Here is a 21,889-nt window from a genome sequence, read left to right as displayed (position 1 = left end):
AGCTTATCTGGCATCCTTGGAGATTTACACCCGCGACGCATTTCCCGAAGACTGGGCAAGGAGTCAAAATAATTTGGCGAATGCCTACCTCTACAGAATTAGAGGGGAAAAAGCAGAGAATCTCGAAGCCGCGATCGCAGCTTTTGAGGCATCCTTGGAAATTTGGACCCGCGACGCATTTCCCGAAGACTGGGCAAGGAGTCAAAATAATTTGGCGACTGCCTACCTCTATAGAATCAGAGGGGAGAAAGCCGAGAATTTGGAACTGGCGATCGCAGCTTTTGAGGCAGCCTTAGAGATTTACACCCGCGACGCATTTCCCTTTGAATGGGCAAGGAGTCAAAATAATTTGGGGATGGCCTACCAAAACAGAATCAGAGGGAAAAAAGCCGAGAATTTGGAACTGGCGATCGCAGCTTTTGAGGCAGCCTTAGAGATTTACACCCGCGACGCATTTCCCTTTGAATGGGCAACGTGTCAAAATAATTTGGGGATGGCCTACCAAAACAGAATCAGAGGGGAAAAAGCCGAGAATTTGGAACTGGCGATCGAGGCTTATCTGGCAGCTTTAGAAGTTCACACTCGCAAGGATTTTCCGATCGAGCATGCTACAACTTTATATAATCTCGGAGTTGCCTACTGGGATAATTCCCAACTCCCAGAAGCTTACAATACCCTTAACTCTGCCATCGAGACAGTCGAATTAATGCGGAGTGAAATCATTATCGGCGGCGAAGCAGACAGGCAGAAATTAGCCGAAGAATGGAATGACCTTTATCAGGTAATGGTAGAAGTTTGCCTAGCAATGGAAAACTCCACCGCCGCCCTAGAATATGTCGAACGCAGCAAAACCCGAAACCTCGTAGAACTGTTTCACAAAGCCCGCAGCCTCCCCGATCGAGTACAGCGGATTAGTTTTGCAGAAATTCGCAGCCTGCTAGCTGAAAATGAGGCAATTTTGGAATGGTACATTACCCGATACAACTTTAAAGTTTTCATTATTACCCGCGACTCCACCAAACCCGATGTCTGGGAATCTTCCGATGCAGGCTTGCAAGCATTAGAAGAGTTTCAGCAGGAATATATCGATGACTACACCGACGAGGAAACCGACAACTGGGGAAATCAACTAGAAGCCCGCCTGGAAAAATTAGCCGAGATTCTCCACATCAATGAAATAATCGCCCGCTATATTCCCGAAAACTGCCAAAAATTAATCTTAGTTCCCTTCCGATACTTGCACCTATTCCCCCTACACGCCCTCACCAGCAGCCGACAAAAAGCCGACAAAACCGTAGAAACTGGATGTCTTCTCGAACTTTTCCCAGGCGGCGTGAGATACACACCCAGTTGCCAACTTTTGCAATTATCTCAGCGGGTAAATCTGACAGCCGAAGACACATCACCCAGCAAATTTTTTGCCATCCAAAACCCCACAGAAGATTTAGACTTCACCGACATCGAAGTCGAAGCCATTGCCAAATCTTTCAATCCCGCCGAAATATTGAGTCGGGAAAAGGCAAGTAAAGCAGGATTGCAACAACAAATTGCCAGCTTGCAAAATGCCGACATCGCCCACTTTTCCTGTCACGGCTTCTTCGACTTTGATAATCCCGAAAAATCCGCATTAATCCTAGCCGGCGCAAAAATTGCCAGCGATGGCGTTCCCTCCGAAGAAAAGCGTTACATTCGTTCCCGCCGAGGCGAAACCTACGACATCACAGAATGCCTGACTCTGACAGAAATCTTTGATTTGCAGTTAAGTAAGTGTCGTTTAGTAGCCCTTTCTGCCTGCGAAACTGGGTTAACCGATGCCAGGAATAGCACAGATGAGTATATCGGATTGACTAGCGGTTTTTTGTACGCCGGAACCACGAATGTGATTAGCACATTATGGGCTGTCAATGATGTATCTACGGCGATTTTAATGATAAGATTTTATGAGTTATTTCGTTCAGAAAGTCGGCCCGCTGTGTCGATTGCTTTGCGGGAGTCTCAGTTGTGGCTGCGGAGTTTGACTGTTAAAAGTTTGCTAGAATGGGTGGAAGTGTCGCAGTTGCTGAGTCACGAACATAAACAGACAATTCAAAACAGATACAATCGCGGTTACAAACAAGATTATCAACCTTATGAGTCTCCCGTATACTGGGCCGCTTTCTGTGCAGTTGGACAATAAGGGTGGGTATCAGAAACCGGGTTTCTGCGGAGATTTTTTGTTCCCGTTGAGATTTATCATAGAAACCCGGTTTCTTTTCGGCAATAAGTGTGGGTATCAGAAACCGGGTTTCTTCCGAGATTTTTTGTTCCCGTTGAGATTTATCATAGAAACCCGGTTTCTTTGACCTTAGTATAATGAAAGGAGAAATTAGCAATGACAGATGAACAATTTATTGCAGGCTTCCTAAAAGTCTTTGAAACCAAACCCGAAATATTTGAACAAGGCGGGGCGGTTGACGCTTTAGCAAATCTCAGCAACACGATATCCCAGATGGCGGATTCATCCAACAAGGAAGTAGCCGATGCCATTGGTAATTGGTGTGCAGACTATCCTAAAATAACAGATGAAATCAATTTAACGGCTAGAAAACTAAAACCAGAAGCCACCAAGACAGAAGGAGTAAACGAAAGACTATCAAACCGCTACCCAGAATTACCGGAAAATCTCAAAAAACGCCTTCCCAAATCCTAGCCACCGCGCCAATAACATGAGTGATATAATTTCTGCCCCCAATGTTTATTTATACGCTTTCCAACTGCAAAGAAACAGTAAGGGCAGCAATAATCCTCTCTGGAAACACTGCGACAATATCCTCGCCAACTTCACCGATGAAAGGGTAACACCCAATCTAGTTTTTCCCCAAAATTCCCACAGCAACCGCAACGATTTACTTCCCAATGTCTCCCTAGGATTCAACAGCTATCCACCCATAGAAGGTTTTGTACAACCGCTACAAATTCAAAAAGATAGCTATGCTTTCTGCTTAAACATCGGTTGCCCGGAAGATGGCACGGCTGATAATGTAGATGTCGATTTAATCCAGAAATTTAACCCAAATCAAGCCTTACTTATCGATGGCGATGACAACTTTTTAGGTCAAACTCTCCTGATTACCGCATGGCTTCCCGAAAACTCATCAGATAATTTAGATGCCCTCAAACCTCTTGCTGATAATTGCCGCAATGCTTTATTCCAAGGCGATTCACTACCTCCATTCTACTGTTCCGGGAAATTATTCGGCAGTCCAATTTTTGAATACGGTTCAATTATCGATATTGCGAATTACCGCCATTTGCTTGTCTGGCTGCTTGTTGACAAACAAACCGACGAAAATTTTAACACTTGCCAGGAAGAAATATTTGACCTACTATTTTACCGCAACAAAATCATCAAAGTTTTTCAAGACAGCCGCCTGATTTACGACGAACTCGATCGCGAATACGGCATTATTGAGAAAAATGTGGAGATATTGCAGGCTCAATTTTCCAGAGGAACCCTCTTAACTGCCGCCCAATTGCAAGAATTTCAGGAACAGCTAAAGCAACTCTTCAGCAAAGCTGTAACTTATACTCGCCTGCTGCGGAAACTCGAAGATTATGACAATACAATTGCCCTAAATCTTAACAATTACACTGACATTTTGCAGAAAATATGTGATATACTAGGAACCGATAAGGAAGAACTATCAATATTAAATAACTTCAGTAGAAAAACGGCTCCTTATATGCGATCGCAAATAGCCGGCGACTTAGGATATTTCCGCCACGGAACAAACTTAATCGACCAGGCGATCGCCTCAATTCGCGGCATAGTAGAAATAGAACAAGCCAGGAGCGATCGCACCAACCAACTCGCACTCCGCAAGAGCGAGCTCGGAGAGAAAAATCGGGACGATCGCCTACAAAGCACAGTACAGGCGATCGGCGTCGGTTTAGCAGCCGGAGGTATCGCAGCATCAAGTGGCACTGATCAAGTATTCCAGACAGTTCAAAACCATCAAATCCCAGTGTTAATGCAGTGGCATCCCTTTGTATTTTCCTTTGCCTTGAGTTTTGCGATCGCCCTTTTCGCAGCCGGCATCACTTGGTGGCGCACTAAACCGAAAAAATAGTTGATCGTTGATAGTTGACAGTTGACAGCGAACTCTTTAAGACTGGAATTTAAACCTATTTCTAAAAACAATCCACCTTAAATACCCCGTTAATTCTTCAGTCCGCGAAGGCGGACTTCGTTTGTGTAGACGCGGTTTCAACCGCCGAGTCATCTTCCCCAAATTTTTTATAAATTTCAACAAAAAGTATCTTAGATCGAAATAACGTGTCAATATAGAGAATGTGACTTCAATTCCCTTCTTTCCCCATGAGCAAACAGCGCGTACTTTCAGGAGTTCAGCCAACAGGCAATCTTCACCTCGGTAACTATCTCGGTGCCATTCGCAACTGGGTAGAAGGTCAAAGCCAGTACGAAAATTACTTGTGCGTAGTCGATTTGCACGCAATTACGGCACCGCACAATCCAGCAACCCTAGCCTCCGACAGTTACACACTCGCCGCTCTCTATTTAGCTTGCGGCATCGATTTAGAATATTGTACTATTTTCATCCAATCCCACGTCTCGGCTCACGCAGAACTAGCATGGCTGCTCAACTGCATTACGCCGATTAACTGGCTCGAAGATATGATTCAGTTTAAAGAAAAAGCAGTTAAACAAGGAGAAAATGTTAACGCCGGCTTGTTGAATTATCCCGTATTGATGGCAGCAGATATCTTGCTTTACGATGCCGACAAAGTGCCTGTGGGAGAAGACCAAAAACAGCATTTGGAACTCACCCGCGATATTGTCATCAGATTAAACCACCAATTCGGTACACCAGAAAAACCCATTTTGAAACTGCCCGAACCGTTAATTCGGACTGAGGGCGCGAGGGTAATGAGTTTGACAGATGGTACGCGTAAAATGTCAAAATCTGACCCTTCAGAACAAAGTAGAATTAATTTGTTGGATTCGCCAGATACAATTAGCAAAAAAATCAAGCGCTGCAAAACCGATGCCGTGCGGGGCTTAACTTTCGACGATCCCGATCGCCCGGAAGCGAGAAATTTGCTAACACTTTATCTCCTGCTTTCCGGCAAATCGAAGGAAGAAGTAGCAGCGGAATGTGAAAATATGGGTTGGGGAGATTTCAAACCATTGTTGACAGAGACGACAATTAATGCCCTCAAACCTATTCAGGATAAATACAAAGAAATAATGGACGAACCGGGATATTTAGAATCTGTACTCCGTCAAGGAAGAGAACAAGCAGAAACTATTGCCAACCAAACTTTGAATAAGGTTAAAACTGCTTTTGGTTATTCTCTACCTAATTAGTCAGTAGTTATTAGTTATTGGTTATTGGTTATTGGTTATTAGTTATTGGTTACTGGTTATTGGTTATTGCAAAACTTCAAAAACAACAAATAACAAATAACAAATAACAAATAACAACTAACAAATAACAACTAACAACTGTCAACTGCCAACTGTCAACTGTCAACTGTCAACTGTCAACTAACTATGAACCGTTTTCGCACAGCCTGTACAACTCCCGGAGAATTCATAATTACCGCCGAAGTTGCCCCGCCCAAAGGTGGCGATATGGCGCACACCTTGGCAATGGCTGAACTTCTGAAAAACAGAGTGCACGCCATTAACATCACAGACGGAAGCCGCGCAGTTCTGCGAATGTGTCCCCTAGCCGTTTCCGCAATTCTATTGCAGCGGGGAATTGAGCCGATTTGTCAAGTTGCTTGTCGCGATCGCAATCAAATAGGCCTGCAAGCCGATCTCATGGGAGCGCACGCCTTAGGCATCCATAATATCTTGGCACTCACCGGCGATCCAGTCAAAGCAGGCGACCATCCAAAGGCCAAAAGTGTATTCGATTTAGAATCAGTGCGGCTGCTACAAGTCATTCAAAAAATGAACGGCGGCCTTGACTGGAATGACAAAGCTTTAACAGACGGAGTTACCGATTTATTTGTCGGTGCCGCTGTCGATCCGCAATGCCCCAGTTGGTCGGGTTTACAAAGCCGATTTGAGAAAAAAGTCGAAGCTGGAGCCCAGTTTTTTCAGAGCCAATTAATTACAGATTTTGACGTTTTAGATAAGTTTATGCAGCAAATTGCTGCTGGCTGCAACAAACCAATTTTAGCAGGAATCTTTTTGTTTAAATCAGCTAAAAATGCTGAATTTATAAAAAAATACGTACCGGGAGTTCACATACCGCAAGAGACGATCGACCGTTTGGCAAACTCCCCACAACCCTTGCAGGAAGGCATAAGAATTGCAGCCGAACAAGTCAAACTAGCGCGGCAATTGTGTCAAGGAGTGCACATGATGGCCGTCAAGCGAGAAGATTTGATTCCGCAAATATTGGATTTGGCTGGTATCGAGCCGCTGAGCTAAAATTGAGTTACTGCTAGCATTTTAAAATCCACAGGACAGTCATGGTTCGGGAGCATCTCAGTTTTGCATTTACAGCGCTGTCCCCGCGTGCTTCTACACGCGAGCGGGGACAGCACGGAAGATAAAAATGCTTCTTGCAAAACAGAGATGCTCCCCGCACGACCTCCGTCAATATGAGATTATAACTAATAACTTATATCCGGTCACGGTTCGCCCTCTTTAAAAACCAGATGCAGCCCTCCGCCAGAAGTCGCACCACAATAATAAACCCGTAGTACCAGCCATTTACTTGCAACAAAGCCGATCGCATTTCTCACTCTCAACTCACAGAATCCCGTTTGCAGCACTGAAATTCTAGGAGTGCCACTCAAATGAGTGTCACTCAAATGAGTGTCACTCGAAAATGCGACTGGGCGATCGCTCGGTGCGATCGCTACAACAGTTGTAGATGCTTGGAAACAAAGGGATTGAGATATTCAGGCTTTGTTTATTTGGTACATCAATCAAAAAAAAAGCTTCTTTATGGAAAAAATCACAAATTGATTTAGGAAATCTCTGAATAGTAACTTGTAAAAAAGTACAAAAGACAATGAATGATTAAACAATTAACCCAAAAGGCTTAGTTGCTCACCTACTAATATATAATCGTCGAAACTACGTTCAAATTAAGGACTTAAGTTATGCCGCGCCCCATAGTTCTCATACACGGTTACTCAGCTAATTCAACGGCTTTTAGTGAGTGGGAAAAAATTCTTGAAACTCACTACAAAAACAGAGAGATTATAGTCCTCCATACAGCTAGCTATAAATCTCTTACTAATGAGATAACCATCAAAGATATTGCTGAAGCATTTGACCGAGTGCTTCGCTCCTATATTGAAGATGATGAATTTGATGCCATTGTTCATTCAACTGGAATGCTAGTTATTCGCGCTTGGTTAACTACTTACGCCTATGCTGCTAATGTCAATCGTCGGAGTCGCCTCAAACACTTGATTGGATTAGCACCAGCAACTTTTGGCTCTCCTTTAGCCCATAAAGGAAGAAGTTGGTTGGGTTCGGTTATAACCGGACATAAAATACTTGGGCCTGATTTTCTCGAAGCTGGAAATCTGATTTTGGATAATCTTGAATTAGGTAGTCGTTTCACTTGGGATCTTGCTCATCTTGACTTAATTGGCTCTGCCCAAAATAAACCCAAAAATGAGCCCTACTATGGCGAAGATAACAAGACGCCTTATGTGTTTATTTTCTGTGGCAATCAGGGATATGACGGATTGAGGGGATTAGCTAATACTGCTGGATCTGATGGTACTGTGAGATGGGCAGGTTGCGCTCTTAACAGCCGCAAATTAATTCTTGATTTGACGCAAGATCCATCTCAAAATAAAGACAAGCCTGTAGAAGAACGAGGCAAACCAGACGAACATCCAGAACACCAGATTGATATTCCACTGGTGCTAATTGATGGTCACAATCACAATACAATTGTGCATAATCCTAGAAAAAATCCAGACTTTATTGAGTTGGTTCTACAAGCTTTAGATGTTTCTGATAAAGACAGTTTTGGTAGCTGGACAGCTAAGGCTCAAGCTCATATGGAGAGCATGAAAAATACAAAAGGAGAGCAATGGGAAGAATGGCAACAGTTTATTATTCGTGTTGTAGATGAGCGTCTCGATCCAGTTACAGATTGGAATGTTCAGTTTTTGATGAAGGATAAAGAGGGCAAAGAATTTTGGTTAGATGACAAGTCATATTTAGATGTTCATACCTACACTAAGGACAAAAGTTTGCGATGTTTTCATGTCAATTTAAGTAAACTGAAGCCGGAAAGCCTTTCTGAATTATGTATGAAGTTGATTGTTTCATCTGGAACTAGCCTTGTGGCGTATTACGGTTGTGGAAGTGGAAAAATTACTCTAGAGGGCGAGCCACAACAGTCAGATGGAAGATGGGATGCAGAATTGAACTTAGATCATCTTCTAAATGCAAAAGTTAAATTTTTCTGTCCTTTTACAACTACTCTTATTGAGATTCGTCTGAATCGCGAACCAATGCCAATAAACAGAGCGAAAGAAAATTCTATTTTAACTTTTGTAGAGAAGCCAAAGTAAGGTTTGTAGAGCAAGAAAGCGATGCTCTCACTTTAATCTGGTTCTTACCAAAAATATAGCGGGACTGCTATTGGTATATAGCGATTCTCAAAAATATGAGGTACGTTGTTGGGAAGAGAGCCCTATACGTTTCAGTCGTTATATAACCTGTCAGTCATACCTCACCTTTTTGAGAAAGGCTATAGGTAAGTAGACAGGAAAATTTATCGTGGAAACAAGGCAGATGGCCGAAGGGAGAACGGAAAAGGGTTTTAGTTAAGTTTACTTTTCGTTACATATTTCTATTTATTGGGGCGTTTCTACTGATGAGGGAATTGCTAGCAGCGAATTGCTGCCTGAGTTAGACTTATCTTTATGGAAGCGCTACATTTTGTTGGCGCCGCCATTGGAACCATTAAAAGAGTTTCGTAAAGGCATTAGTAGCAATGACTGATTCAAATTTGCTCGATCGCGATAATATCAAAATAGTAGAATCGCAAATTTCAGAAGTTACTGTGTACACCGATCGCGCTTTGATAACCCGCCGTGGCACAGTAGCCCTGACGGGAAACGAGTGCGAATTAACTGTAGCCTCTCTCCCCACAACCCTCGAAACCGAGTCAGTCAGGGCTACCGGTGCAGGTACAGTCGCCGTGCGATTGCTGGGAGTGCACACCGAAACTCTGTTTCACAGCGAACCTACGGGCGATCGCATCGCCGAATTAACCGCACAAATCCAAGAGTTAGAAACCCAAAAACGCGCCATAAAAGACCAAATCGCCTCCCGAAAAATTCAACTCAACTTTGTTGAAAATTTGAGCGAAAAAAGCGTCAGTTCCTTTGCTAGCAGCATTTCCAAGCAGCAGATCGGTTTGAACGAAGCCGGCGAATTGCTCAATTTTTTAGGCAGTAATTATAAAAAGTACATAAGTGCGATCGCCCAACACGAAAGACAGCAGCGAGACTTAGACAAGCAAATAGAAGCATTGCGCCAGCAGTTGCGCCAAGTACAAACTCCCTATTCCCAGCAAAGTTTTAACATCATTGTGGCGATCGAACCCAGCGGCAGCGGCAATTTTGAACTAGAAGTTTCCTATGTAGTAACGCGAGCCCGTTGGACTCCCCTGTACGACTTGCGAGTCAATACCACCAACAACCAAATCAATCTCAATTACCTAGCCGAAGTCAACCAAAACACAGGCGAAGATTGGACGGGAGTAGCGCTGACTTTATCCACAGCCAAACCCGGAATGGGAACTTTGCCACCAAAACTCCAACCCTGGTTTATCGATATTGTTCGCCCAAAACCTGCTCCAACCCCAGAATTTATGAAAGCACGACGCGTACAGACTGAGGATGCAGAAATAGGAACAGATTATTGTATAGAATTAGAGATGGAAAACGAGCCACAATTTGCAATGATGGCTATGCGAAGTGCTGCTCCCGCACCAGAACCTATAGCAGCTCAAACGGCGACAGCAAGAGTATCTAAAGAAGGCAGCACCGTTTCATTTCAAGTCGGAGGAAATACCAATATTCCCAGCGACGGCACACCGCACAAAGTCACTATTTTCAGCGATAATTATCCCTCTAAACCTGAATACATCGCCATTCCTCATTTAGTCAGTTTCGCTTATTTGCAAGCAATTGTCACCAATCCGACGACAGGTGCAACTCTGCTGCCCGGTAAAGCCAATATCTTTCGCGACAATACTTTTGTCGGTAATGTGCAGTTAGAAAATGTTTCCCCTGGCGAAGAATTTAAGCTTAATTTAGGAATAGATGAAGGCTTAAAAATAGAGCGAGAATTAGTGGAAAGACAAGTCGATAAAAAACTGATCGGCAATCAGCGGCGCACGACTTACGCCTATCGGTTAATTTTGACCAACTTGCACCAAGTGCCTGCTAAGTTGACACTAAAAGAGCAACTTCCAGTCACTCGAAAGGAGCAAATAAAAGTGCGGTTGACTCAGACTAATCCGAAGATAGTAGCAGGTGAAATGGGACTCTTGGAATGGATAATCTCTATGCCACCGCAAGCCAAGCAAGAGTTATATTACCAGTTTGTGGTCGAACATCCTCCCGAGTTAACAGTCATCGGTTTAGATATTTAATTAGGATTTACACTCTCAAGCTGTAGCGCCAGCTACAGCTTATATCAATTATGCAAAATATTGCTAAATATCAGTTAAAAGCGAGCATTTGTACGGAAACGGCTGAGATTAATACTAATTTAAAAAAATGATGCAACACTCTTCCATAGTCTTGTAAGGGCAATCCCACGCCCGATCGCCCGATAGATATGGGGTAGGCTTTCTTGGCACTACCCCTACAAATTTTGTGAATCATTTAGGATTGCTGTAGCACTATTTTTCAGAATTGGTATTGGTTAATGAGCAAGCAGCTAATTTTTTCTCAGTACACAACTGCTGAAACAATAAATCTGCGATTGATTCATAAGCTGGGGCTGTGGGGTGTACGCCATCCCGAAAATAACTTTCTACCGTGGTTTTCGGCAATTTTGACCAGGCTGCGTGAGTGTCTATGAGTGGAATTTTCAAAGCTTTTAGCCGATCGACAAACTGGGATTTAAACCTCGGCTGATTCGGTACCGGCAGTAAATCGGAGCGATCGCAAGTATACAACACAAACAACGGAATATTCGACTCTCGCACCAAAGCCACTATTTGCTCAAATCGCTGCATATTTTCCCTAAACCGTTGCGTTTCCGGCACCGGCACACCCCCCACAGGGGAATTCGGCACAAAAACACTGGAAAATCGGGGCATAACGTATCTGTCAAACACTTCTTGAATTGCCAATAACGGTTGGCGATTCGGCATCAGGGGGTTATTTTTGAGTCCCGCGCTGGTACTTGAAGGTTGTAGCAAATCGTGAGTACCAATTTGCAAAATCACAGCATCGCTTTCAAAAGTGCCAAACTTCCGAATATATCCCAATTGATTGCCAATTCCCCAAGATCCCGCAGAAGCATTTAGCACCTGAACCTGCTTTTTGATGCCCAACAAACGCGCTGCCAACAATTCTGTAATAGTTTCTGCCTGATCCGTGCTATTATTGCCATTGAGAACCGAGTCTCCTGTCATCAAAATTCTGATAGTACCTTCAGGCTTGGCTGAATCGATTTGTTCAGACCGTTGAGAAAATTGATTGTACTGAAGTCTATTGCCAAAACGATATACAAGTTGATTTGGTGCAAATATATACCCAGCCTCAGCATCAGCTTGCAGCAAAGCAGGATTTCCGAATCCCAGCAAGCGCAACGTAAGTTCGATCGCGCTCAAAGATGCGATCGCACAACCGGGCATCCAATACCTAGCTTTCACAAACCTACCTGTAATTGGTAAACTGCAAAGCCATCGGATAATCTTCTTGCTTCAAGCGTTGAATTACCAACTGCAAATCATCCTTATCCTTGGCAGAAACGCGGACTGCATCACCTTGAATCGAGCCTTGAATTTTTTTAAATTCATCTCGAATTAATTTAGTGATTTTTTTGGCAATTTCCTGATCAATCCCTTTTTTGAGTTTGATTTCTTGGCGTACTCTAGTACCACTAGCAGCTTCAATTTTGCCGTAATCAAAAATTTTCAGAGATAAATTCCGCTTAGCGGCTTTTGTTTGCAAAACAGTGTGAATGGCATCGAGAGTAAATTCGCTGTCCGTATTGACAGTAATCGATTCTGCGCCCAATTCCACGGTGGTTTTGGTATCTTTCAAGTCGTAGCGGCTTTGAATTTCCCGCACTGTTTGGTCAACGGCGTTAACTAATTCTTGCCTGTCGAACTCGCTGACAATATCAAATGAATAATTAGCAGCCATAAATTAGTAATTGGTAAATTGGTAATTGGCCCGCGCAGGTCATTGGCCCGCGCAGGGCATTGGGGAATGGGGAATGGGGAATGGGGAATGGGGAATGGGTGGTTGGTAGTTAGTAGTTCGTAGTTGGTAATTAGTCATTAATTAAGCGTCTCTCAACTAATGACAACTAACAACTAACAACTAACAACTAACAACTGACAACTGACAACTGACAATTACCCATTAACAGCCATCAAACTGAAATAGAATAAAGAGAAAGTGCAAGTAGAACTAATCGCAAACATGAGCGATCGCCCCAGAGGCACATTCAGAATATAGAAAACCGAAAACAACAATCGGGCTACAGGAAAAGCGATTCCAGCCCAGCCCGCCGCCTCCGAATCTATTCCTGTCACAAAAGCCATCAAAGCCGCCGCTGAAAACAGCATAAACGTCTCAAACGAATTTTGGTGAGCCCAAGTTGCCCGCTGAGCGTAACCGGGCAACCTATCAAACATAGCGCGAGGTGCTGCTTGGTCATAGCCTAGCTGCAACCGAGCAAGGGCAACCACCAAAAACGGTGCGTAAACCAGCGCAGCAGCAGCAGCAACAGAATCAAGCAGAATAACCGACACAGGCAATCCCAACAGCATTATCCACCTCGCATTTCAATCAAAATAGAACAGAGTAACAACTTTGCGCTGTTCCTCCGCATCCTGGCAAGTTTTCAGCAAAGTGTGGCTTTCGTGAAAAGCAAAACAGATCAGTTGCTGACAGCGAGAAATAATCTCCTGATTGCACATGGCGCTGGCTTCCGGGAGAGACAAGCTGTCATTTTTGGGATTTTCTACCAAATGTATGACTTGTTCGAGCTGCTCGCGGGACTCCCGAGGCTGGCGGCTCATGCTTTGTGGCAAAATCACCGTCAGCAGATTAGGATCTGCTCGCATTGCTCCCCGAATTGCGGCTGAATTGGTGCCTGTAGCCCCGGATGTGATGAGCTGGTTGCCTCCCAGAACTAAGGCGTAGCTCAGCATCTCAATTAGCTGCTGGTGGGTAATAGGAACGTGGCGAGAACCCAAAAGAGCAACCCGCTTGGAGCTTGTTTGCTGGATCGCCGCAAGTTCTTGTAAAAAATCATCAACTCTGGGTAGCTCAATTGATTGACTCAAAGAATTTATTAAATTAAATAAAACTACGTTGTGGATTCTAGCAGACTAACTAGCAATTGCCACCAAAAAGAAGTTAAGAATTGCTGATTAACGGTATCTGACTAGAGGAGCGGGAGATTTGAGGAACCCAGAAGGCAGAATGTCTAAAAGCATTCGGCAGCCAGAGCAGAAGGTACGATTCAATAAAAATTGAGGATTTAAGAATTTTGAGTTTTTATTTTTTAAACCAAAAATCCTCTCTGCCTTCTTGCCTCTGCCGAATATGTTGTTCGCCCAGTTCCCGCTGCCGAATACCTTCAGATCCGGTGGCCTTGTTAATGAACTCGATCGCCCAAACCCAATGATGCCATCATGGCCTTAAGGTCAAAGTGTTCTGCCATTAGCTGAGTAACGCATTCCACCTTGATGCGTTCGTGCAGGCGCACGCTGCCAAAGGTGCTGTCGATAATTTCCACCGTGGTTAAGGTATCCAAATCAACAGATAAAACTGGAATTTCCATTTCTTCTGCTCTGCCGATTACCAAGGGAGAAGGAGGCAAGTGGCCTGTGAGAATTAAGCACTGAGTCGAGCTTTCCAGAGCCGCGAGCTGAATGTCCGTGCGATCGCCCCCGGTGACTACCGCCATATTTCTGGCTTTGCGGAAATACTTCATAGCTGAGCTAACATTCATCGCACCAATTGTCAAGGTTTCCACCATCAAATCCAAGCGGTCTCGACGGCAGAGAACATCAGCTTTCAATTGGTGGACTAATTCTTTGACGCTGACACTCCGCAGCAAAGCGCTTCTCGGCAGCATTCCCAAAACTGGAATACCGCTAGCTTCCAGAAAAGGGCGCACAGTCGCAGTTACGGATTCAAGTTTGTCGGAGGGAACATCGTTGAGCACGACGCCTATCAAGCGCGAGCCCAAGCGCCGCTTCGCTGACAGCAAATCGTCTATATAAAGATCGATCGGGCGCACTACCAGCAGCACAGAGGCATCAATGGCATCAGCGATTTGAGACAAAGACAAGTCAAACAGACTGCCTTCCTCCAAATTAGCAGGGCCTTCTAACAGCACCAAGTCTCCGCTGGGATTTTGCAAATATTGCGCCAGAGACTGGCGGTAATCTGTCTTGTCTTCTTGGCGCAAACGCTTGTGAACCGTCTCTTCGTCCAAATACAGCAGTGTTGACGGCATCTGACTTTCTGAGAGTTTAAGCGTCTCTACCGCGAACCGCACATCTTCCTCCGCCACTCCAGCTCCCTCCGAGCTGAAACAGGTTCCCAGCGGTTTGCCGTAGGCGATTGCCATTCCTTGTTCCCGGAGTGCCAGCGCCATCCCCAGGGCGATCGCGGACTTGCCGCTGTAAGCTTTTGTCGAACCGATCAGCAAATATTTAGTCAATTTGGGTACGCCTTCTCTCCTCAATTTGCACCTGTCTATTTAAATAAATTTAGTTTATTCAACAGTATTTTCGCACTGCGAGTCAATTTCGCAATATGATTATACTCGATTTTGTCACTTTTGTGCAGAGCGTTTTTTTGAGGGGAACTTTTATTCATTTGTTCGCCACCCTTTTGTTAGCTTTTTTTACATCTTTATTTTCATGTTTTTTCGATTTTCGGTTGTTAAGAACTATTTGTCAACAGCATTTAAAAATAATAATTTTATAATAAATATTTGAGTGATAAATAAACCTATCGATCAAGGCAGATGCAACGTATATAATAGACGCAGAGGCCTTTCAATATAGGAAAGCAATTTTTGCACTCTTGTCTAATGATGCAATAACTCAGTTATAGCGATTCTCAATTTCCGTAAGGTACACGGGATCCTTAATTACATGGCTTACAAACAAACCTCAAGAAACTGGGTTTTTCACAAAATGTGAGTTTTTTGGGCTAGTATTTTCGTAAAAAAGCCCGGTTTCTGCCAACACCTACGTCCAGGACTAAGGAGCGCAAATTAAATAATTTACACATATTTGTGGAATGGGCGTCCCGCCCGTTCAGAAAGGACGGGCGGGACGCCCATTCCACAAGAATAATAAAAATTGTAAGTTATTTAATTCTCATTCCTAAGTTACCAATTACGAAAAATTCAAGCGTCGATCGCTGTTGTTGAGCAAGGCTATAGTACAATACGGTTCACTTAACACTTTTTATGCCCCGGATATCCCCCTAAATCCCCCTTAAGAAGGGGGACTTTAAGAGCTTTCTTGTCCCACCCCCTACTCCCCTTGGGAAGGGGGGTTAGGGGGGATCTGTCTTAAGTGAACAGTATTGGGCTATAGTATTGCGCCTTCTGAAATACAAGGCTTGCGCATGGGAGGCGAGAAACTCGGTTTATTCGTAGATTTCTCGTTACTAAGGAATGAAAATTAAATAACTTCCACTCTTGAAAGTGGGATGGGCGGGACGCCCATCCCACCATAACAATTAAAATTGTAAGTTATTTAATTCGCGATCCTAAACACAAAATCTCGTAGAAACCGAGTTTCACTCTTGTCGCAAGCGCGTAACTCCTCAAAATAGAAATAGCGCACCAATAATATAATCTCGCCGTCCCGATGGCATTACATTATTAGCGCGCATTTTAGGGCCGCAATCAATTACAAACTTTTGGGAGCGCGGGTGCGGTGAAAATTAGTCATCCATACGCATCAGCTTGCGGTAAAACGTTTTAGAAAAATCGACGGTACGAGTCCGCTGAAAAGTTAGGAGTACCTCAATTAAACAACTGACAAACTCAGAACTTTGCATAGTCACTTCGTAGCTGAGTTCAGCATTACCGTCAAACAACACCCGACAGCGGGTCAAATCCATCGGCAGCGACGAGATATTCCAACTAGCGACAAAGGGTATATCTTCGCCGCCGTCAATTTTTCTTGCCCCCTCCAAGCTTTTGAGCTTGTAGAGGCCAATAGCGTGGGGCAAGAACTTGCGCCTGGGCTCTTGATAGAAAGGCGCGTAGACTTTCACTTCTTTGTCGTCGGCTGGTTTCAGTTGAGGAAGAGACATATTTCCGCATCCTGACAGTGGGTTGAGATCATCTGCAAAAACTAGCAGATATTCCTGGTCGATCGCAAGCAAAACTCAGTCTATTTTGGATTTGGGGATTTTAGATTTTAGATTTTAGATTTACAAGAACAGATGAATCTGCTGAAGTGGCGAGTTTGAACAGGAGTCTAAAATTTGGCGTGGCGAATGACTTAAGTCGCTGGCTGGTATCCGTTTTTGGATGAATCATCCCCAATACTCTATGCAATTCCAGTTTAGCAGTGCCGTACTCTTGGGCGATCGCGCACAAACGAGCTCCGGTCAATCGATTTTAGATTTTAGATTTTAGATTTTAGAGGCCACCCCACGGATAAATTCGGGGGAAAAGAGGATTTTCGATTTTCGATTTGGGATTGATTCCACGGATAAATCACGTGGCGGGTACCATCAATCAATTCTTGGTCAGCTTTCGACAAAAGCCCAGAAACTGGTACAGTGGATACTTATCTCTAAAATCAAAAACTATTGGTGGTTGAATCAAGTAACTTATGCAGGAGAGTTCTTGGCCGGAAAACGACACTCGCAGCGAGCTTAAGTTGGACATCCCCGATCTAGCTCAAGAAGAGCTCAAGAGTTTGACCTCGAACTCCAAGCTCGGCAAAATATTTGGCATCCCAGACATTGGCGACAGGGTGTTTGACGCGGAAACTTCATCAGAGCTCCCGGTGGCGGTGTCTGTGCCGGGATCTCCCTCTTTTCCTCAAAATCTGTACCGGGGACGGCGGGGAAAAGCCGCCGCGTTGCTGACTGCGATTTGGGGTGGCACGATCGCCCTACACTTGATTTCTTGGGGTGCGTGGGTAGTGTGGGGTTTGACGGGACTGCTGTGGATGCAAGCATTTCGAGTGTTGTTTGCCCATCCCAAGCCCGCACTGCCGCCTCTGGCCGATGAAAATCGAGAGGATTGGCCCTACGTGTCGCTGCTGGTGGCAGCGAAAAATGAGGAAGCGGTGATTGCCCGATTCGTGCAATCAATCTGCAATGTAGATTACCCGATCGACCGTTACGAAGTTTGGGCGATCGACGATCGCAGCAGCGACGGCACGGCGCTAGTATTGGAACAGCTAACCAAACAGTACCCGCAGCTCAAAGTATTTAGCAGAGGAGCAAATGCCAGCGGTGGCAAGTCGGGAGCCCTGAATGAAGTTTTGCCGCTGACTCGCGGGGAATTTGTGGGAATATTTGACGCCGACGCGACGGTAACGCCGGATTTGCTGCGCCGGGTGCTGCCGGTGTTCGAGAGACAAAAGGTAGGGGCGGTGCAAGTCAGAAAGGCGATCGCCAATGCAGCAGTAAATGTGTGGACTCGCGGCCAAGAAGCAGAAATGGCTCTCGACAGTTTTTTCCAGCAGCAACGGATTGCGATCGGCGGCATTGGAGAATTGCGCGGTAACGGCCAATTCATGCGCCGCACTGCCTTAGAAAGCTGTGGCGGCTGGAACGAGGAAACCATTACCGACGACCTGGATTTGACCGTGAGGCTCCACCTAGACCAGTGGGACATTGAATTTCTGGCTTTCCCAGCCGTGTCAGAAGAAGGAGTTACCAACGCTCGCGCCCTGTGGCACCAGCGCAATCGGTGGGCAGAAGGTGGCTATCAGCGTTATCTTGACTACTGGCAGCTAATTTTGCGGAACCGGATGGGAACTGGGAAAACTTGGGATTTATTTGGATTTTGGGTATCTCAATATTTCTTGCCGACAGTAGCGCTGCCTGACTTTTTGATGTCAATTGCGCTGCGCCGGATGCCGATCGCCAGTCCCATAACTGTAATGACTCTTACCTTGTCAGTGGTGGGAATGTTTGTCGGTTTGCGCCGCACTCGCAAAGAGACTAAATTTGACATTAAAAGAGTTTTTGTCACCTTGCTGCAAACGCTGCGGGGTACTGTGTATATGTTGCACTGGCTGCTGGTAGGGATTGTGACGGCTCGGATTTCGGTGCGTCCCAAGCGGCTGAAATGGGTTAAAACTGTTCATCAAGGCACTGCTAAGTTGACAGTTGACAGTTGACAGTTGGCAGTTGAAAGTTGACAGTTGGCAGTTGAAAGTTGAAAGTTGAAAGTTGACAGTTGACAGTTGACAGTTGACAGAAGGAAGAAGTCATTAGTCATTATTTATTGGGAAGGAGTCATTAGTTATTGGGAAGGAGTTATTAGTTATTGAGGAAAAGGGATAAAATACACATGACAAGCTTAAAAGCAAGTCGTATTTGATGCTTGATTAGATTAATTTACTTGTAATCAATTGATAATTAGCTCCCAGAAATATCTGGAAACAGTATTGCCAAAACTCCGAAGAAAAAACAACTACTAACCATCTCCCTACTCTGTCCCGCCCAAGCTAGTCAAATCTTGCAATTGTCGATCGCAAAACAAAAAGTACAAAATAGCGTAATAAGTGATATAGCCTTTCTCAAAAAGATGAGGTATAATTGACAGCTTATAAACCACCCAGACGTATAGGGCCTTCTTCCCAACAACGTCCGCGAATCTTTCTGGTAACAAGTGATATGCCAGGAATACTACATAAGTAATCGGCAATATACAAAGTTGAGAATCAAAAGAGATAAAAACCATAACTTTTAATTTTTAACTTGACATAAAGCCAATTATTATCTATTAATAATGAATTGCCAAAAACGACGAATTGCTTGTTGCCAAATACCCGTCACCCGTTATTAAAAATGGATTTGTTAGAGTACCAAGCCAAATCTTTATTTCGTCAGATGGCAATTCCGATTTTGCCGTCGCAGCGGATTGACAAACCCGCCGATCTCAAAGGGCTGAAAATTCCTTACCCAGTTGTCCTGAAGTCGCAAGTGCGGGCTGGGGGACGAGGCCGGGCGGGTGGCATTAAATTTGTGGAAAATACGATCGACGCAGTTGCTGCGGCTCAAACAATTTTTAATTTGCCGATCGAGGATGAATATCCGCAAGTCCTGTTAGCAGAAGCAAAGTACAACGCTGACCAAGAATTGTACTTAGCCGTACTCCTAGACCCGATCGCCCGCCGCCCGGTACTTCTGGGCTCCAGACAAGGAGGTATGGATGTCGAAGGGTCGATCGACCAAATGCAGCAAGTTGCCGTAGATCAGGAATTTTCGCCTTTCTACGCGAGGCGTCTGATGCTGAAAATGGGATTGCAAGGAGATTTGATTCAATCGGTGAGTACAATTGTCGAGAAAATGTATCGGCTGTTTGTCCAAAAGGATTTAGATTTAGTAGAAATCAATCCTCTCGGCATCAGTCCAACAGGAGAGTTAATGGCTTTAGACGGTAAAGTCAGCGCCAACGACGATGCCTTGGGGCGGCATCCAGACTTGGTAATACTCTCGGGTAAAAAGCTCTTCAGCGGGTTGGGAGGGGACAGCAGAAATGCCTATGGGGGCGATCGCCGGAATTCCAACTCAAAGTCGCAGCAGTCGCCGGATCAGTTTGACTCCAAACCTCAATCCCCAATCTCGAATTCCGCATCTCTGGAATTAGTGGAACTAGACGGGAATGTCGGGATTTTGTGCAACGGAGTGGGCCTGACAATGGCAACTCTGGATGCTGTAGCTCACCAACGAGGAAAACCGGCTAATTTTGTCAACCTGGGTTCTTTAGATCGTTACGATGCAGTAAATGCCCTGCGCGATCGCACCGAGTTGGGTCTGGAGTTGGTCGCTCAGGATAAAAGCGTTAAGGTGATACTTGTAAATATTTTGGACAGTGCTTCCAAGAGTGAGGAAATCATCACCGCCATAGCGGGCTATTTGGAACGAAAAGCTCGCGCCAACCGGCACATTCAAGTTGTGCTGCGCCTGGTAGAGCTCGATGCTGATGCTGTTAAAAAGCGTTTCGGACAGTTGCCCGTGCAGCTAGCTAGCACTTTAGATGAAGCTGCGGCTCAAGCTGTATCATCTGCCAAGTAGCGACAGTCGATCGGCAAAACGAGAACTCTGGACAACATATGAAAGCCTTCTGCTTTTGAAAGATCGAGTTTTAACTAGGAAAAAATGAATTTAACTCCTGAAAGCAAAGTCCTAGTACAGGGCATTACAGAATCTCCCGCCTCAACGCGCGCCGCCCTGATGATGAAGGCATACGGCACTAATGTAGTCGCCGGTGTCAGTCCCGGTAGGGGAGGGCAGGAGTTGGAGGGAATTCCTATTTTTGATTTGGTAGAAGAAGCTGTGGCGGCAGTGGGTCATGTTGACACTACGGTAATTTTGGTAGAGGCTTACTGGGTGCTGGATGCGGCTCTAGAAGCGATCGCCGCCGGAATTAGGCAAATCGCGATCGTCACTGAGGGAGTGCCTCCTCTGGATATGGTGCGCTTAGTCAGAAAGGCAGAGGCCACAGAAACTTTAGTGATCGGGCCCAACAGTCCGGGGATTATTGTCCCTGACAAACTGCTGCTGGGAACTCACCCCAAGGAATTCTACACTCCGGGTTCGATCGGGGTAATCAGCCGCAGCAGCACTTTGACTTACGAAGTTGCTCTCGAACTGACTGAGGCAGGTTTGGGACAGTCGATGGCGGTTTGTATTGGCTGCGACGCGATTGTGGGTTCTTCTTTTATGCAGTGGCTGCAACTTTTGGACGAAGATGACAGTACGGAGGCGATGGTTTTAATTGGGGAAGTTGGCGGTTGGAGCGAACAAGCTGCTGCTTCTTACATCGCTTCGGCGATCGACAAACCTGTGGTTGCTTATTTGGCAGGCCGCTACGTTCCCAAGGGCCCGTCCTTGGGCCATGCCGGCATCCTGATCAGTTCTCGGGCTGCTGCCCAGAAAGCCTTTGGTGTTACGGTAGAGAACAAAATGGCTGCCTTTGAAGAGGCGGAAATACCCGTAGCTGCTCGGCCTTCGGAGGTTCCCAAGTTGCTCAAGAAGTTGCTCAAGAAAAATTAATTGCTTCTTGGTTTGTAGTAAGGACTTTAGTCCGCGTTTTTTGGTTTGTAGTAAGGACTTTAGTCCGCGCTTCTTAGTTTGATCGTTCGGAGTTTAGTCCGCGCTTCTTAGGAACGAAAATTTAATAACTTACACAAATTTGTGGGATGGGCGTCCCGCCCGTCTTTTCGGGACGGGCGGGACGCCCATCCCACAAGAACAATAAAAACTGTAAGTTATTTAATTTTCATTCCTTAGTTTGATCGTTCGGAGTTTAGTCCGCGCTTCTTAGGAACGAAAATTTAATAACTTACACAAGTTTGTGGGATGGGCGTCCCGCCCGTCTTTTCGGGACGGGCGGGACGCCCATCCCACAAGAACAATAAAAACTGTAAGTTATACCAATTTAAAAAAAGAATGCAACAGTATTCTTGTC

Annotated in this window: 19 protein-coding genes; 10 read left to right on the top strand and 9 right to left on the bottom strand. The window is 45.0% G+C overall.

What is annotated here, in order from left to right; all coding sequences use genetic code 11:
* The 5 genes from JGK16_RS12975 to JGK16_RS12955 form a co-directional block, all read left to right on the top strand.
* Positions 1 to 2,176: CHAT domain-containing protein (locus tag JGK16_RS12975; RefSeq protein WP_293203140.1), on the top strand; the 2,176-nt coding region annotated here is incomplete at its 5' end.
* Between the two features lie 195 nt (positions 2,177 to 2,371).
* Positions 2,372 to 2,689 carry a hypothetical protein gene (locus JGK16_RS12970; RefSeq protein ID WP_293184294.1) on the top strand — a complete coding sequence of 106 codons (318 nt, stop codon included), beginning with the start codon at positions 2,372 to 2,374 and terminating at the stop codon, positions 2,687 to 2,689.
* A 16-nt stretch (positions 2,690 to 2,705) separates the two neighbouring features.
* Positions 2,706 to 4,109 carry a hypothetical protein gene (locus JGK16_RS12965; RefSeq protein WP_293190818.1) on the top strand — a complete coding sequence of 468 codons (1,404 nt, stop codon included), beginning with the start codon at positions 2,706 to 2,708 and terminating at the stop codon, positions 4,107 to 4,109.
* Between the two features lie 248 nt (positions 4,110 to 4,357).
* Entirely contained in the window at positions 4,358 to 5,368 is a 1,011-nt protein-coding gene (gene trpS, locus JGK16_RS12960; RefSeq protein WP_293190816.1) for a tryptophan--tRNA ligase, read from the top strand.
* 186 nt (positions 5,369 to 5,554) lie between these two features.
* On the top strand, positions 5,555 to 6,445 hold the full coding sequence (locus JGK16_RS12955; protein WP_293184303.1) for a methylenetetrahydrofolate reductase: 891 nt from the start codon (positions 5,555 to 5,557) through the stop codon (positions 6,443 to 6,445).
* A 203-nt stretch (positions 6,446 to 6,648) separates the two neighbouring features.
* On the opposite strand, the gene JGK16_RS12950 is transcribed toward JGK16_RS12955, so the two are convergent.
* Positions 6,649 to 6,831 carry a hypothetical protein gene (locus JGK16_RS12950; RefSeq protein ID WP_293196139.1) on the bottom strand — a complete coding sequence of 61 codons (183 nt, stop codon included), beginning with the start codon at positions 6,829 to 6,831 and terminating at the stop codon, positions 6,649 to 6,651.
* A gap of 294 nt (positions 6,832 to 7,125) precedes the next feature.
* On the opposite strand from JGK16_RS12950, the gene JGK16_RS12945 reads away from it, so the two are divergent.
* Both JGK16_RS12945 and JGK16_RS12940 read left to right on the top strand, forming a co-directional pair.
* The gene (locus tag JGK16_RS12945; RefSeq protein ID WP_293184306.1) at positions 7,126 to 8,562 is read left to right on the top strand and encodes an alpha/beta hydrolase; all 1,437 of its coding nucleotides are present in this window, start codon (positions 7,126 to 7,128) and stop codon (positions 8,560 to 8,562) included.
* A 425-nt stretch (positions 8,563 to 8,987) separates the two neighbouring features.
* On the top strand, positions 8,988 to 10,655 hold the full coding sequence (locus JGK16_RS12940) for a mucoidy inhibitor MuiA family protein (RefSeq protein ID WP_293190814.1): 1,668 nt from the start codon (positions 8,988 to 8,990) through the stop codon (positions 10,653 to 10,655).
* A 252-nt stretch (positions 10,656 to 10,907) separates the two neighbouring features.
* Here JGK16_RS12940 and JGK16_RS12935 read toward each other — a convergent pair whose 3' ends face one another.
* From JGK16_RS12935 to JGK16_RS12905, 7 genes are all read right to left on the bottom strand, one after another.
* Positions 10,908 to 11,888 carry an SGNH/GDSL hydrolase family protein gene (locus JGK16_RS12935; protein WP_293190812.1) on the bottom strand — a complete coding sequence of 327 codons (981 nt, stop codon included), beginning with the start codon at positions 11,886 to 11,888 and terminating at the stop codon, positions 10,908 to 10,910.
* Positions 11,889 to 11,892: 4 nt separating this feature from the next.
* Positions 11,893 to 12,384 (bottom strand): YajQ family cyclic di-GMP-binding protein, encoded by a 492-nt coding sequence (locus tag JGK16_RS12930; RefSeq protein ID WP_293184314.1) that lies wholly within the window; start codon positions 12,382 to 12,384, stop codon positions 11,893 to 11,895.
* Between the two features lie 215 nt (positions 12,385 to 12,599).
* The gene (locus tag JGK16_RS12925) at positions 12,600 to 13,016 is read right to left on the bottom strand and encodes an MAPEG family protein (protein WP_293184317.1); all 417 of its coding nucleotides are present in this window, start codon (positions 13,014 to 13,016) and stop codon (positions 12,600 to 12,602) included.
* A 15-nt stretch (positions 13,017 to 13,031) separates the two neighbouring features.
* On the bottom strand, positions 13,032 to 13,535 hold the full coding sequence (locus tag JGK16_RS12920) for a DNA recombination-mediator protein A (RefSeq protein WP_293131869.1): 504 nt from the start codon (positions 13,533 to 13,535) through the stop codon (positions 13,032 to 13,034).
* Between the two features lie 314 nt (positions 13,536 to 13,849).
* Positions 13,850 to 14,947 (bottom strand): phosphotransacetylase family protein, encoded by a 1,098-nt coding sequence (locus tag JGK16_RS12915; RefSeq protein ID WP_293184320.1) that lies wholly within the window; start codon positions 14,945 to 14,947, stop codon positions 13,850 to 13,852.
* Positions 14,948 to 16,164: 1,217 nt separating this feature from the next.
* On the bottom strand, positions 16,165 to 16,539 hold the full coding sequence (gene ebsA / locus JGK16_RS12910; RefSeq protein ID WP_293184323.1) for a type IV pilus biogenesis protein EbsA: 375 nt from the start codon (positions 16,537 to 16,539) through the stop codon (positions 16,165 to 16,167).
* Between the two features lie 100 nt (positions 16,540 to 16,639).
* On the bottom strand, positions 16,640 to 16,843 hold the full coding sequence (locus JGK16_RS12905) for a hypothetical protein (RefSeq protein WP_293184326.1): 204 nt from the start codon (positions 16,841 to 16,843) through the stop codon (positions 16,640 to 16,642).
* 223 nt (positions 16,844 to 17,066) lie between these two features.
* Here JGK16_RS12905 and JGK16_RS12900 point away from each other — a divergent pair, with 223 nt between their 5' ends.
* Complete coding sequence (locus JGK16_RS12900; protein ID WP_293190810.1) at positions 17,067 to 18,590, top strand: glycosyltransferase family 2 protein; 1,524 nt, start codon at positions 17,067 to 17,069, stop codon at positions 18,588 to 18,590.
* A gap of 311 nt (positions 18,591 to 18,901) precedes the next feature.
* Here JGK16_RS12900 and JGK16_RS12895 read toward each other — a convergent pair whose 3' ends face one another.
* On the bottom strand, positions 18,902 to 19,156 hold the full coding sequence (locus JGK16_RS12895; protein WP_293203137.1) for a hypothetical protein: 255 nt from the start codon (positions 19,154 to 19,156) through the stop codon (positions 18,902 to 18,904).
* A 107-nt stretch (positions 19,157 to 19,263) separates the two neighbouring features.
* On the opposite strand from JGK16_RS12895, the gene JGK16_RS12890 reads away from it, so the two are divergent.
* Together JGK16_RS12890 and JGK16_RS12885 are read left to right on the top strand one after the other, a co-directional pair.
* Positions 19,264 to 20,493: a succinate--CoA ligase subunit beta gene (locus tag JGK16_RS12890; protein WP_293190808.1), complete on the top strand. Its 1,230-nt coding sequence runs from the start codon at positions 19,264 to 19,266 to the stop codon at positions 20,491 to 20,493.
* Positions 20,494 to 20,577: 84 nt separating this feature from the next.
* The gene (locus JGK16_RS12885) at positions 20,578 to 21,474 is read left to right on the top strand and encodes a CoA-binding protein (RefSeq protein WP_293184334.1); all 897 of its coding nucleotides are present in this window, start codon (positions 20,578 to 20,580) and stop codon (positions 21,472 to 21,474) included.
* The last annotated feature ends 415 nt before the right edge of the window (positions 21,475 to 21,889 follow it).

This window comes from Microcoleus sp. PH2017_09_SFU_O_A (assembly GCF_020738625.1).
GTDB lineage: Bacteria > Cyanobacteriota > Cyanobacteriia > Cyanobacteriales > Microcoleaceae > Microcoleus.
The sequence above is the reverse complement of the archived record's forward strand: the minus strand, read 5'-3'. Positions and strand labels throughout refer to the sequence as shown.

What these genes read in the sequence shown, in the direction of transcription:
- JGK16_RS12930 (WP_293184314.1), bottom strand. Translation starts at nt 12,384, where the DNA reads ATGGCTGCTAATTATTCATTTGATATTGTCAGCGAGTTCGACAGGCAA.
- JGK16_RS12955 (WP_293184303.1), top strand. Translation starts at nt 5,555, where the DNA reads ATGAACCGTTTTCGCACAGCCTGTACAACTCCCGGAGAATTCATAATT.
- trpS (WP_293190816.1), top strand. Translation starts at nt 4,358, where the DNA reads ATGAGCAAACAGCGCGTACTTTCAGGAGTTCAGCCAACAGGCAATCTT.
- JGK16_RS12940 (WP_293190814.1), top strand. Translation starts at nt 8,988, where the DNA reads ATGACTGATTCAAATTTGCTCGATCGCGATAATATCAAAATAGTAGAA.
- JGK16_RS12900 (WP_293190810.1), top strand. Translation starts at nt 17,067, where the DNA reads ATGCAGGAGAGTTCTTGGCCGGAAAACGACACTCGCAGCGAGCTTAAG.
- JGK16_RS12885 (WP_293184334.1), top strand. Translation starts at nt 20,578, where the DNA reads ATGAATTTAACTCCTGAAAGCAAAGTCCTAGTACAGGGCATTACAGAA.
- ebsA (WP_293184323.1), bottom strand. Translation starts at nt 16,539, where the DNA reads ATGTCTCTTCCTCAACTGAAACCAGCCGACGACAAAGAAGTGAAAGTC.
- JGK16_RS12970 (WP_293184294.1), top strand. Translation starts at nt 2,372, where the DNA reads ATGACAGATGAACAATTTATTGCAGGCTTCCTAAAAGTCTTTGAAACC.
- JGK16_RS12895 (WP_293203137.1), bottom strand. Translation starts at nt 19,156, where the DNA reads ATGGTTTTTATCTCTTTTGATTCTCAACTTTGTATATTGCCGATTACT.
- JGK16_RS12890 (WP_293190808.1), top strand. Translation starts at nt 19,264, where the DNA reads ATGGATTTGTTAGAGTACCAAGCCAAATCTTTATTTCGTCAGATGGCA.
- JGK16_RS12925 (WP_293184317.1), bottom strand. Translation starts at nt 13,016, where the DNA reads ATGCTGTTGGGATTGCCTGTGTCGGTTATTCTGCTTGATTCTGTTGCT.
- JGK16_RS12945 (WP_293184306.1), top strand. Translation starts at nt 7,126, where the DNA reads ATGCCGCGCCCCATAGTTCTCATACACGGTTACTCAGCTAATTCAACG.
- JGK16_RS12965 (WP_293190818.1), top strand. Translation starts at nt 2,706, where the DNA reads ATGAGTGATATAATTTCTGCCCCCAATGTTTATTTATACGCTTTCCAA.